Here is a 12,392-nt window from a genome sequence, read left to right as displayed (position 1 = left end):
GGCCCGGTCGCGCATTGTCCCCGCGGCAGGGATAGCCGGGAAAGTCCAATTTGGGAAGGCAGTTAGCGAAGCTCGTAGCGACTAGGCCCTGGATCGCGCCGCACGCTGCTCCGCCCATTGCGCGTCGGTCCAGCGCAACAAATCCTCGGCGCCGGAGCTGCGCAAATGCGCGCCACCGTCGATCACCACCATCTCGCCGTTGATGTAGCCGGCACGGTCGGAGACCAGGAAGCTGGCGAGGTCGGCAAGCTCGCCGTGCTCGCCGGCGCGTCCCATCGGGTTGCGCGCGGCCCACCCTTCGTCGCGACCCTCGGGGCGAAGCTGGCCCGAGGCGCCGGCGGTCGGGAATGGTCCCGGCGCGATCGCGACGGTGCGGATGCCCTTCGGGCCCCATTCCACGGCGAGACTTTTGGTCATCGCCAGCACGGCCGACTTTGCCATCGCCGACGGCACGGTGAAGGCACGGCCGGTGATGGTCGAGGTCGAGAGGATCGAGAGAACGACACCGCCATGCTTACCGTCGATCCAGCGCTTGCCGGCGGCAAGCGTGCAATACATCGCACCATGCAGCGTCGGCGCGAGGATCGCATCCGCGGCTCGGAATGAGAGATGCTCGCTCTGCGCGATGAAAGTCGCAGCCGCGTTGTTGACGAGGATATCGAGCGGCGCCTCGCGCCAGATGGCGTCCATCATCGCATCGACGGCGGTGCCGTCGCGGATATCACAGACGATCGTCGTGACCTTGCCGCCGGTCGCTTCGCGCGTCTCGCTCGCCGCCGCCTCGAGCCGATCGAGCTTGCGGCCGCAGATCACGAGCTCGGCACCGAGCGTGAGGAAGCGGTGCGCCATCGCAGCACCAAGGCCCGAACCGCCACCGGTGACGAGGATGCGCTTGTCCTTGAGCAGGCCTGTTTCAAACATGGTTTGAATCCTCCCTTTTCTTCTTCCGTCATTGCGAGCGAAGCGAAGCAATCCAGGCTATTTCCGCGGCACGGATTCTGGATTGCTTCGCTGCGCTCGCAACGACGAGGATAGGGCCGAATGCAATTTCAGACAAAGAAACCGGATTGTGGGACCGCGCCAAATCCGGCAGAACCAGCCCAACTATAATTCTGCCTCGAAACGCCAAGTGCTCTCAAGAAGGTGCCGCCATGAAAGCCATCCTCTGCTCGCAATATTGCCAGCCCGACGATCTCGTTCTGGCCGACGTGCCGGATCCGGTGGCCGGTCCCGGCGAAGCCGTGATCGCGATCAAGGCTGCGGCGCTGAATTTTTTCGACATCCTGATGATCCAGGGCAAGTACCAGATCAAGCCGCCGTTCCCGTTCTCGCCGGCCGCCGAAGTGGCTGGCGTGATCGAGAGCATCGGCCCCGGCGTGACCGATCTGAAGGTCGGCGATCGCGTCGTCGCCTCCTGCGGCCACAATGGCGCGCGCGAAAAAATCGCATTGCCGGCGGCATCGATCGTGAAGATCCCCGACAATCTCGATTATGACCGCGCGGCCGGCATCATCATCATCTACGGCACCGCGCTGCATGCGCTGGAAGATCGCGCGAGCCCGAAGCCGGGCGAGACGCTCGCGGTGCTCGGCGCCGCCGGCGGCACCGGCCTTGCGGCTTGCGAGCTCGGCAAGCTGATGGGCCTGAAGGTGATCGCCTGCGCCTCGTCGGACGAGAAGCTCGAATTCGCGAAGGCGCACGGTGCAGAACTCACGCTCAATTACGGCAAGGAAGATTTGAAGGAAGGCTTGCGAAAGCTTACCGGCGGCAAGGGCGTCGACATCATCTTCGATCCGGTTGGTGGTACGTATGCCGAGCAGGCGCTGCGCTCGATCGCCTGGGAAGGCCGCTTCCTCGTGATCGGCTTTGCTGCCGGCGACATTCCGAAGATGCCGCTGAACCTCGCGCTGCTGAAGGGCTGCGATATCCGCGGCGTGTTCTGGGGCGCCTGGACCCGTCTCAACCCGGAAAAGAACCGCGCCAATCTCGAGAAGCTCGTGAAGTGGACAGCGGAGGGGAAGATCTCCTCGCATGTCGACCGCGTCTTCCCGCTGGCGCAGACGGCGGATGCGCTGAAGGTGCTGGCGGGGCGTCAGGCCATGGGCAAGGTGATTTTGCGTCCGTGAGGGTGTCGGCACGTAGAGTGTCGCGACATCGTCACCACACACTCAGCTGTCGTCGTCCGGCTTGACCCGGCGACCCAGTACTCCGTGACGAGTGTTGTTGAATCGATGAGCCCCGGCGTACTGGATTCCCCGCCTTCGCGGGGAATGACAGCGGAGGATGCGGCTACAGCTACTGCGCGGCTTCCGCGTCGCCCTCATCCACGCCGCGCTTCAGCGCGGCGCGGGCGGCTTCGCGATGTTCATTCGTGATGTGGCTGGCGACCATGCGGATCGCAGTGGCGAGCACGGCGGCGTCATCGGTGAAGCCGAGGATCGGCATCACGTCGGGAACGAAGTCGAACGGCAGGATGAAATAGGCGATCGCCCCGAGCAACGAGGCCTGGACATGGCGCGGCGTCTGCCGGTCGAAGGCGCAGTAATAGGCGGCGAGCAGGTCTTCGGCGAACGGCAGATGCGCGGCGACACGCTTCAGCTTGCGCCAGAAGCGGCGCCGAACGCTCTCACGATCTTCCGCGAGCCGGTCGGCCGGCTCGAAACCGACGCTGTGTTCGGCAGCCATGTTCGACAAACTCCCCGTTCCAGCCAAGGGCGGCATCGGGGGTGGCAGATCGCCGCATCCCGCGCTGATCACAAGATGGGGACTCGGCCGGTCCCCGCAAGGCGTCAGCCTGGTGTCAGCTTGGCGATGGCGTTCATCGCCTTGGCGAGCGCGATGTCGAGCGCGGTGACGCCGCCGGCGTCATGGGTCGACAGCACCACCTCCACCGTCTTGTAGACATTGCGCCATTCGGGGTGGTGGTCCATCTTCTCGGCGACCAGCGCCGCGCGCGTCATGAATCCGAACGCCTCGTTGAAATCCTTGAAGACAAAGGTTTTCCCGATCGCGTCGCGTCCTTGAACCTCGGTCCAGCCAGGTAGTCCGCCCAGCGCCTGCCTGCGCGCCTCCGCCGAGAGCCGTTCTGCCATCGTCGCCTCCGTCCTTTCAGGGGAACTTTACCCTAACACCGCACTGACGCCCCGGGTTCATACGGGATTAGACCCCATCCGCTAACCATGACGGAGATGTAACCCTGCCGGACAAGAAATTTGCTACACTTGCGGGCGTAAATCGCCGGCCAAGATGAAACTGAGCCTCAAGCGACTGTTCGGGAGATCGATGACCGGGGGATTGGACCTGGCCGAAGCGCCCACCCCGCCCTCGCCGCGATCATCGGCGCGGAAGACGGCGCTCGTGACTCTCGCACTGGTGCTCGCGATCGTTGGCGCGCTCGCCGGCGGCTACTATTTTGCCATGCGGCCGGTGACGCTGAAGATCGCGGTCGGCCCCGCCAACAGCGATGACGTCAAGGTCGTGCAGGCACTGACCCAGGCCTTCGCGCAGCACAAGAGCTCCGTGCGGTTGCGGCCGATCCAGACCGACGGCGCCACCGCCAGCGCCAATCTGCTCGCGGAAGGCAAGGCCGACCTCGCCATCGTGCGCGGCGATCTCGACGTGCCGAAAAACGCGCAAGCCGTTGCGACCCTGCGCAAGAATGTCGTGGTGTTGTGGTCCATACCCGTCAAAGGCAAGAAGAAGGGCGCGAAGATCACCAAGATCGCGCAGCTCGCCGGACATCGGGTCGGCGTGGTTGGCCGCACCCAGGCCAACGTCAATTTGCTCAAGGTGATCCTGCAGCAATACGGTCTCGATCCCGCCAAGGTCGAGATCGTGCAATTCCCGGCCAATGAAGTTGCCGAGGCGATCAAGTCGCAGAAGGTCGATGCCTATCTCGCGGCCGGTCCCGTCAACAGCAAGATCACTGCGGACGCGATCGCCACTTCCGCCAAGGAGTTCGGCACGCCGACTTTCCTCGCGATCGATTCCGCCGATGCGATTGCGCAAAATCATCCGGTCTATGAAGCGGCCGAGATTCCCGCGGGCACTTACGGCGGCTCGCCAGATCGTCCCGATGACGAGGTCAAGACCATCAGCTTCTCGCACCACATCGTGGCGCGCAAGGCTGTGTCCGAAACCACCATCGCGGCGTTCACGCGCCAGCTGTTCGCCGTGCGCCAGCAATTGGTGACGGAATTCCCGCTGGCGGCGAAGATCGAAACGCCTGACACCGACAAGGATGCGGTGATTCCCGTGCATCCGGGCGCCGCCGCTTTCGTCGACGGCGAAGAAAAGACCTTCCTCGACAAATACAGCGACTACATCTGGTGGACCCTGATGGCGCTCTCCGCCATGGGCTCGATCGGCGCCTGGTTTGCAGGCTATTTGAAGAAGGACGAACGCGACAACAACAGCCATCTGCGCGAGCGGCTGCTCGACATGATCACCGCCGCTCGAAAAAGCGAGACGACCGAAGATCTCGATCAGATGCAGACCGAGGCCGACGAGATCCTGCGCGATACGCTGCGCTGCTACGACCACGGCGCGATCGAGGAAGGTGCGCTGACCGCCTTCAACATCGCGCTCGACCAGTTCCATGCGGCGGTTGCCGACCGCAAGGCGGTGCTGTTCAGCCTGCCGCAGAACCTGCAGCGCGCCGGTGCCCAATTCCGGGCCGCCGGTAACGCGTAGGCGCTTGCGCGCGTAATCGCTGCGTCACATTGTCTCAATATAGCGTCGGGCTTCACCGTGGCGGCCGCCCAGGGCGATCACCTTACGCGATATCGAGACCGTCTTCATGAACATCAAATTCTCCCGCCGCCGTTTCCTGACGACCAGTGCCGGCGCGCTCGGCGCGGTCGCAATGCCCCATCTCTCCCGCGCGGCCGACCGGCCGGCGGTGACCCATGGCGTGCAGTCGGGCGACGTCACCGTCGACGGCGGCGTGGTCTGGGCGCGCACCGACCGGCCCGCGCAGATGCTGGTCGAGGTGGCGACGACGGAGTCGTTCAGGGATGCCCGTGCGCTGCCGCCAATCGCGGCGCTGCCCGAGAGCGACTTCACCGCGAAGATGCTGATCGAAAACCTGCCTAGCGGACAGGACATCTTTTATCGCGTCCGCTTCCGCGATCTTTCGCACACCGCGGTGGCGGGCGAGCCGGTGACCGGCCGCTTCCGCACCGCGCCCGCCGACCGCCGCGACGTCAGCTTCGTCTGGGGCGGCGACGTCGCAGGACAAGGCTGGGGCATCAACCCCGACGACGGCGGCATGTTCACCTTCTCGGCGATGCGCAAGCACCGTCCGGATTTCTTCCTGCATTCCGGCGACACCGTCTATGCCGACGGCCCTATCCAGTCCGAGGTGAAGCTCGCCGACGGCAAGACCTGGAAGAACGTCACGATCCCCGAGAAGGCCAAGGTCGCCGAGACGCTGGACGAGTACCGCGCCGCGCACAAATACAATTTCACTGACGATAATCTTCGGGCCTTCAATGCCGAAGTGCCGATCTTCGTGCAGTGGGACGACCATGAGGTGACCAACAACTGGTCACTTTCGAAGGAGTTGCCGGCGACCTACAAGGAGCGCGACATCGCACTGCTTGCGGCCCGCGCGGGCCGTGCCTTCCACGAGATGTATCCGATGCGCGAGAGCATCGTCGAGCCCGGCCGGGTCTATCGCCAGATCTCCTACGGTCCCCATCTCGACGTGTTCGTGCTCGACGAGCGCAGCTATCGCGGCCCGAACGGCGCCAACCTCGAAACCGCTTACGGCCCGGCCAGCTATTTCCTCGGCCCCGACCAGATCGCCTGGCTCAAGCGTGGCCTGTTGAATTCGCGCGCGACCTGGAAGGTGATCGCCTCCGACATGCCGCTCAGCCTCGTCGTGTCGGACACGCCGAAGGGCGGATCGGAAGCCATTGCGCAGGGCGACGGCCCGGTGCGCGGCCGCGAGTTCGAGATCGCCGACATCCTGCGTTTCATCAAGATGGCGCCGGTCAGCAACACCGTATGGCTGACGGCGGACGTGCATTACGCCGCCGCGCATTATTACGATCCGAACAAGGCGCAATTCCAGGATTTCGAGCCGTTCTGGGAGTTCGTGTCGGGCCCGCTTCACGCGGGCACATTCGGTCCAGCCGCGCTCGACAATACGTTTGGGCCGGAGGTGCGTTTCGTCAAGGCGCCGGGGAAAGACAACCAGAACCTGCCGCCGTCCGCCGGCATGCAGTTCTTCGGACACGTCAAGATCGACGGCGCGTCCGGCCAGATGACGGTGACCTTGCGCGACCGCGCCGACGTCGCACTGTGGTCGACCACGCTCGATCCGAAACAGGCCTGACGCCGTATCGCTAGTCCGCGGCGCGGAGCTGGAGCGCCGCCTCCAGTGCGTCGCTCGAACACGGCTTCTGCAGACGCGGCTGGCTGGCGAATTGCGGCGGGATGCGCGCGTCAGCACCGTAGCCGGTGACGAAGACGAACGGAATTTTCAGGGCCGCTAGCCGTTCGGCGACCGCAAAGCTGTTCTCGCGACTCAAGCCGACGTCGAGCAAGGCGAATTCGGGGGCGCGCGCCGCGATGACGGCCAGCGCCTGCGCCACTGAACCGACCGTGCGGACGCTCTTCACGCCAAATCCGAGCAGGCGATCCTCGAAGTCGATGGCGATGATCGGATCGTCCTCGACGATGAGGACATCGGCGGGACAATTTGAACCATTGGAAACAGCGGGTGCCATCATCGTAACGTCGAGCATGAGGTTTCTCTGACTGGGATACCGGGTCACGACGCCTGTATCCGCGCGGAAGGTTCCCGGAACGAAACCACCACATCACAGTTATCAGGTCTGTCTACTTGTGCACACAGGACCTCGTCGGAACTCGCTAATGTGGAGGCGGATGGGAGTTTGAGATGGACGCGCGGACCAGCAACGCCACCGAGATCGAGAGCCGGCCGACCAACAATCTGCTGCGGCGCTTGAGCGCGGCCGACTTCGCCCTGCTTGCGCCGCATGTCATGCTCGAAAGCGCCGCGGCGAATGAACTGCTCTACAACCCCGGCGACGACGTCCAGGTGGTCCACTTTCCCTGCGGACCATCGCTTGCAACCTTCCTCGTTCCAAATGAGGACGGCCGCGATGTCGAGACCATCCTGGTCGGCCGCGAAGGCGCGGTGGGCGGCATCGTCAGCGAGGGTTATCTGCCGGCCTATACCCGGATCTGCGTGAAATTCGGCGGGCCGTTTGCGCGAATTCACGTCGGCAAGCTGGAGGCTGCCAAGCAGCGCTCGTCCTCGTTGCGCCATGTCTTCGCTCGTTACGCCGACTGCATGTTGGCGCAGATCTTCCAGTCCACCGCCTGCAACGCCATTCACTCGATCGAGCAGCGCACCGCCAAATGGATGCTGGCGGCGATGGAGCGGACCGGCGACGAGAGCAGCGTGCCGCTGACGCACGAACAGCTCGCGACGCTGCTCGGCGTCGGCCGCAGCTATGCCAGCCGCGTGCTCCAGTCGTTCAAGGCGGAAGGCGTGCTCGACACGCGACGCGGATCGATCCTGGTCCGCAACCGCGAGGGCCTGCGCCTGCGCGCCTGCCGGTGCAACGAGGCCGTGAAGATGCACTTCGAAGAGGTGCTGCGCGGGGTCTATCCGACCGAAGAGCGGCAAGCCGGCTAGCCCCCTGCCTCGCTCCTCTTCGGGGATAAGAAGCGGCCACACTATCCCGCAGGGCGGGAACCTGGGCTAATGTCCCCACATGAGCGGGGCTTTCCTTCACACTCTCTTCGACATCGCAGCGTGGCTGGCTGCGGCCGTGGCGCTTTACTGGCTGTCGCGACAGGGCTTGCGGTTTCCGGCGCAATCGTTCGAGCGGTTCTACCTCGCCGCTCTGGTGTTCGGTGCGGGCCTCGGCGCCTATCTGTTCGGCTCCGCCAATCTGTGGCTGTCGGGCCAGAGCGGCATCGCGCGCTCCGTGGAAGGTGCGCTTGCCGGGGGCATCGTGGCGATCGAGCTCTACAAATGGTCCGCAGGGATCACGGTGCGAACCGGCGCCCGTTTTGCGCTGCCGCTGGCGATCGGCATCGCGATCGGCCGGCTCGGCTGCTATTTCGCGGGCCTTGACGATTTCACCTACGGCACGCCGACGGCATGGCTCTGGGGCCATGATTTCGGCGACGGCATCCTTCGCCATCCCGTGCAGCTCTACGAAAGCGCCGCGATGGGCGTGTTCGCGCTGCTCTACGTGCTGGCGGTCTTGAACCGGAGCGCGTTTGTGATCACCAATGGTTTCTACCTCGTCCTCGTCTACTATGGCGCACAGCGCTTCCTGTGGGAATTCCTCAAGCCCTACGGCACGCTGATCGGCCCCTTCACGCTGTTTCACCTGCTGTCGCTGTCCATCCTGCTCTACGCCGTCGTCATGCTGGCAACGGCGCCCAAAGCGAGACCCATGCATGAACGCGCCGTTGCGTAAGTCGCGCCCCTATATTTTCTGGGGCCAGACCCAATCTCTCTGCGAGACCTGCCTGAAGCTGGTGCCGGCCAAGATCCAGATCCTCGACAACGAGGTCTGGTACGAGAAGCGCTGCAAGGAGCATGGCGTCCAGTCCACGCTGGTGTCGACGGACGCAGCCTATTGGCGCCTGTGCAAGGATTTCATCAAGCCCGGCGACCGGCCGCTCGCCTTTCAACGGCATACCGAATTCGGCTGCCCCTACGATTGCGGCCTGTGCCCCGACCACGAGCAGCATTCCTGCCTGGCGCTGATCGAGATCACCGAGCATTGCAATCTGACCTGCCCGGTGTGCTTTGCCGATTCCTCGCCGGCGCGGACCAGCTTCACGCCGCTGCCCAAGATCGAGCGAATGCTGGACGCGCTGGTCGCGAGCGAGGGCGAGCCTGACCTGGTGCAGATCTCCGGCGGCGAGCCGACGCTGCATCCGGATTTCTTCGCGATCCTCGATGCCGTGCGCGCCCGCCCAATCCGCCATGTCATGATCAACACCAACGGCCTGCGTATCGCCCGCGAAAAGGATTTGGTGGCGCGGCTCGCCGAGAACAAGCGCGGGCTCGAGGTCTATCTCCAGTTCGACTCGCTCGAACGCGACGCTTTGATCAATCTGCGCGGCGCGGATTTGCGCAAGATTCGTCAGCAGGCGCTGGAAAATCTCGAGCATTACGGCGTGTCGACCACGCTGGTCGCGACCATCAAGCGCGGCGTCAACGATGCCGAGATCGGCGACATCGTTCGCCACGCGCTGACCTGGAAATGCGTGCGCGGCGTCACGCTGCAGCCGGTGCAGGATGCCGGCCGCAACGAGAATTTCGACAAGAACACCGACCGCATCATGCTGTCGGAGATCCGCAAGCGCGTGGTCGAAACCGGCGTATTCGGCGACAAGGACATGATCCCGCTGCCCTGCAACCCCGAAAGCATCTCGATCGGTTACGGCCTGCGCAACGGCGAGAAAGTGCTGCCCCTGACGTCGCTGATCCCGCAGGAGCAACTCGTCGCATTGCTGCCCAATACGATAAGCCCGGAGAAGCATCCGGCGCTGAGGGAGAAATTCATCGATCTGTTTTCGCTGTCCTCGGGACCGCTGAACACCAGCGAGCGCGTCTGCGAATTGCTGTGCTGCCTGCCGAGCTTCGAGGTGCCGCAGGGCATCACGTACGAGAACGTATTCCGCGTCACCATCGTGCAGTTTCTCGACCGCTTCAATTTCTGCGTCGGCAACGTCAAGCGCAGCTGCATCCATTTCGTCACCGAGAACGGCGCGATCATCCCGTTCGACACCTACAATCTGTTCTACCGGAACGGAAAGATCGACGGTATCCGCGCCGAACTGGCGGCGCAGTCAACCGAAGGAGCCCTGCAGGCATGAGCATCAGCGACACGCCGCCGCCAGCCCCGCCGGGACCGCCTCCTGCTCCGCCGAACAAGCGCAGCGGCTGCCTGACCGCGCTCATGGCGATCTTCGGGATCATCCTGCTGCTACCCGGCGCCTGTGCACTCCTGTTCGGCGGAATATCCATATCCGACAGAGGCCGGATCGATTCCGACGTTGCGCCCCTGGTGTTCCTGGGCCTGGTCGTGGGGCTGGGCGGGGTCGCTCTGATCTGGGCCGCCATCAAGGGCCGGCGCGGCTGAGCCGGGCTTTTCGCCTAACCCCCGGGAATCCCCGGACAAAATTCAATCAACCAACGGCCAAAGAACACATTGTTTTTTGGCCGTTTTTGCCTATATTGCGCCGCAACGCGTAGGGTGCCCGGTCGATATGCCGGGCTTTCCCTTTTGGGCGGAAAGCGCCCCGTTTCCAGTCTTCAAGCGTTGTTTCGAGAAGAGGTCCCGGTCTGACCGGCGAGATCGCGCTTAACCCATTGTCCGACCGCAAAGAAGCCCACTCATGAACCTTCGCAACATCGCCATCATCGCCCACGTCGACCACGGCAAGACGACCCTGGTCGACCGCCTCCTCCAGCAATCCGGCACCTATCGCGAGAACCAGAAGGTGACCGAGCGTGCCATGGACTCCAACGATCTGGAGCGCGAGCGCGGCATCACCATTCTGGCCAAGGCGGCCTCGGTGCAGTGGAAGGACACTCGCATCAACATCGTCGACACCCCCGGCCACGCCGATTTCGGCGGTGAGGTCGAGCGCATCCTCAACATGGTGGATGGCGCGCTGGTGCTGGTCGACGCCGCCGAAGGCCCGCTGCCGCAGACCAAATTCGTGGTCTCCAAGGCGCTCAAGGTCGGTTTGAAGCCGATCGTCGTGATCAACAAGGTTGACCGCCCCGACGCGCGGGCGACCGAAGTCATCAACGAGGTGTTCGACCTGTTCGCGGCGCTCGACGCCAGCGAGGAGCAGCTCGACTTCCCGATCCTTTACGGGTCGGCCAAGCAGGGCTGGATGGCCGAGAGCCCGGATGGGTCGCACGAAGCCGGCATGCAGCCGCTGTTCGACCTGATCGTGCGCCATGTCGCGCCGCCGACCGTCGAGGAAGGCCCGTTCCGCATGATCGGCACCATTCTCGAAGCCAACCCCTATCTCGGCCGCATCATCACCGGACGTATCTCTTCCGGTTCGATCAAGCCGAACCAGGCCGTGAAGGTGCTGGGCGCCGACGGCAAGACCATCGAGACCGGCCGCATCACCAAGATTCTCGCCTTCCGCGGCATCGAGCGCACCCCGCTCGACGAAGCCGAGGCAGGCGACATCGTCGCGATCGCCGGCCTGACCAAGGGCACCGTCGCCGACACCTTCTGCGATCCGTCGGTCGACACCCCGCTGGTGGCGCAGCCGATCGACCCGCCGACCGTGTCGATGTCCTTCATCGTCAACAACTCGCCGCTCGCCGGCACCGAAGGCGACAAGGTGACCAGTCGCATGATCCGCGACCGCCTGTTGCGCGAGTCCGAAGGCAACGTCGCGCTGCGCGTGGTCGAAGCCTCGGACAAGGACGCGATGGAAGTCTCGGGCCGCGGCGAATTGCAGCTTGCGATCCTGATCGAGACCATGCGCCGCGAAGGCTTCGAGCTTTCGGTGTCGCGTCCGCGCGTCGTGCTGCAGAAGGACGAGGCCACCGGCGCAACCCTGGAGCCGATCGAGGAAGTCGTCATCGACGTCGACGAGGAGCATTCCGGCGTCGTCGTGCAGAAGATGAGCGAGCGCAAATCCGAGCTGATCGAGATGAAGCCGTCCGGCGGCAACCGTTTGCGCCTGGTGTTCTACGCGCCGACACGCGGCCTGATCGGCTACCAGGGCGAGCTGCTCACCGACACGCGTGGCACCGCGATCATGAACCGTCTGTTCCACGGCTACGCGCCGTACAAGGGCGAGATCCAGGGCCGCCGCAACGGCGTGCTGATCTCCAACGACCAAGGCGAAGCGGTGGCTTACGCCATGTTCAAGCTGGAAGATCGCGGCCCGATGATGATCGAGCCGGGCTGGAAGGTCTACAAGGGCATGATCGTCGGCGAGCATACCCGCGACAACGACCTCGAGATCAACGTGCTCAAGGGCAAGCAGCTCACCAACATCCGAACCACGTCGAAGGACGAAGCGGTGCGCCTGACCCCGCCGATCCGCATGACCCTGGAAAAGGCGCTGGCCTATATCGAGGACGACGAGCTGGTCGAGATCACGCCGAAGTCGATCCGCCTGCGCAAGCGGCACCTCGACCCGAACGAGCGCAAGCGCGCGGAAAAGTCCAAGGAAGCGGTGGCTTAAGCCACCGCTCGCAACGCTGTCATGCCCGGCTCGACCGGGGCATCCAGTCCGCCGCGGCTTATCGGTTCGACCACAAATGTCTCTGGAATACTGGATCACCCGCCTGCGCGGGTGATCCAGCTGTGCTTGCGGCGGCTTCAGCACTCTTTGCGAACGTGCTAGAG

12 protein-coding genes are annotated in these 12,392 nt (G+C 64.1%); 8 read left to right on the top strand and 4 right to left on the bottom strand.

Annotation, left to right across the window (positions count from 1 at the left end):
* Window positions 1-81: 81 nt before the first annotated feature.
* On the bottom strand, window positions 82-921 hold the full coding sequence (locus AC0L20_RS25750; RefSeq protein ID WP_473293567.1) for an SDR family oxidoreductase: 840 nt from the start codon (window positions 919-921) through the stop codon (window positions 82-84).
* 230 nt (window positions 922-1,151) lie between these two features.
* On the opposite strand from AC0L20_RS25750, the gene AC0L20_RS25745 reads away from it, so the two are divergent.
* A complete protein-coding gene (locus AC0L20_RS25745) occupies window positions 1,152-2,126 on the top strand; it encodes an NADPH:quinone oxidoreductase family protein (protein ID WP_027566338.1) in 975 nt (324 codons plus the stop codon).
* 169 nt (window positions 2,127-2,295) lie between these two features.
* On the opposite strand, the gene AC0L20_RS25740 is transcribed toward AC0L20_RS25745, so the two are convergent.
* Window positions 2,296-2,685: a YkvA family protein gene (locus AC0L20_RS25740; RefSeq protein WP_473293566.1), complete on the bottom strand. Its 390-nt coding sequence runs from the start codon at window positions 2,683-2,685 to the stop codon at window positions 2,296-2,298.
* A gap of 104 nt (window positions 2,686-2,789) precedes the next feature.
* Complete coding sequence (locus AC0L20_RS25735; RefSeq protein ID WP_473293565.1) at window positions 2,790-3,092, bottom strand: 4a-hydroxytetrahydrobiopterin dehydratase; 303 nt, start codon at window positions 3,090-3,092, stop codon at window positions 2,790-2,792.
* 154 nt (window positions 3,093-3,246) lie between these two features.
* Between AC0L20_RS25735 and AC0L20_RS25730 the strand changes: the two genes are divergently transcribed.
* Both AC0L20_RS25730 and AC0L20_RS25725 read left to right on the top strand, forming a co-directional pair.
* Window positions 3,247-4,692, top strand: a complete 1,446-nt coding sequence (locus AC0L20_RS25730; protein ID WP_473293564.1) for a TAXI family TRAP transporter solute-binding subunit — start codon at window positions 3,247-3,249, stop codon at window positions 4,690-4,692.
* 106 nt (window positions 4,693-4,798) lie between these two features.
* Window positions 4,799-6,340, top strand: a complete 1,542-nt coding sequence (locus AC0L20_RS25725; RefSeq protein ID WP_473293563.1) for an alkaline phosphatase D family protein — start codon at window positions 4,799-4,801, stop codon at window positions 6,338-6,340.
* A 10-nt stretch (window positions 6,341-6,350) separates the two neighbouring features.
* Here AC0L20_RS25725 and AC0L20_RS25720 read toward each other — a convergent pair whose 3' ends face one another.
* A complete protein-coding gene (locus tag AC0L20_RS25720) occupies window positions 6,351-6,752 on the bottom strand; it encodes a response regulator (protein WP_473293562.1) in 402 nt (133 codons plus the stop codon).
* A 155-nt stretch (window positions 6,753-6,907) separates the two neighbouring features.
* Here AC0L20_RS25720 and AC0L20_RS25715 point away from each other — a divergent pair, with 155 nt between their 5' ends.
* The 5 genes from AC0L20_RS25715 (at window position 6,908) to typA (ending at window position 12,228) form a co-directional block, all read left to right on the top strand.
* The gene (locus tag AC0L20_RS25715) at window positions 6,908-7,672 is read left to right on the top strand and encodes a Crp/Fnr family transcriptional regulator (RefSeq protein WP_473293561.1); all 765 of its coding nucleotides are present in this window, start codon (window positions 6,908-6,910) and stop codon (window positions 7,670-7,672) included.
* A gap of 79 nt (window positions 7,673-7,751) precedes the next feature.
* Entirely contained in the window at window positions 7,752-8,468 is a 717-nt protein-coding gene (locus AC0L20_RS25710; RefSeq protein ID WP_473293557.1) for a prolipoprotein diacylglyceryl transferase family protein, read from the top strand.
* Entirely contained in the window at window positions 8,449-9,879 is a 1,431-nt protein-coding gene (locus AC0L20_RS25705; protein ID WP_473293554.1) for a radical SAM protein, read from the top strand. Before AC0L20_RS25710 ends, AC0L20_RS25705 begins: the two co-directional genes overlap by 20 nt.
* A complete protein-coding gene (locus AC0L20_RS25700; protein WP_247357300.1) occupies window positions 9,876-10,145 on the top strand; it encodes a hypothetical protein in 270 nt (89 codons plus the stop codon). Before AC0L20_RS25705 ends, AC0L20_RS25700 begins: the two co-directional genes overlap by 4 nt.
* A gap of 256 nt (window positions 10,146-10,401) precedes the next feature.
* Window positions 10,402-12,228 (top strand): translational GTPase TypA, encoded by a 1,827-nt coding sequence (gene typA / locus AC0L20_RS25695; protein WP_007598731.1) that lies wholly within the window; start codon window positions 10,402-10,404, stop codon window positions 12,226-12,228.
* Window positions 12,229-12,392: the final 164 nt, after the last annotated feature.

The sequence above is a fragment of the Bradyrhizobium sp. Kon58 genome (genome assembly GCF_055807455.1).
This window is presented reverse-complemented; position numbering and strand designations above follow the sequence as displayed.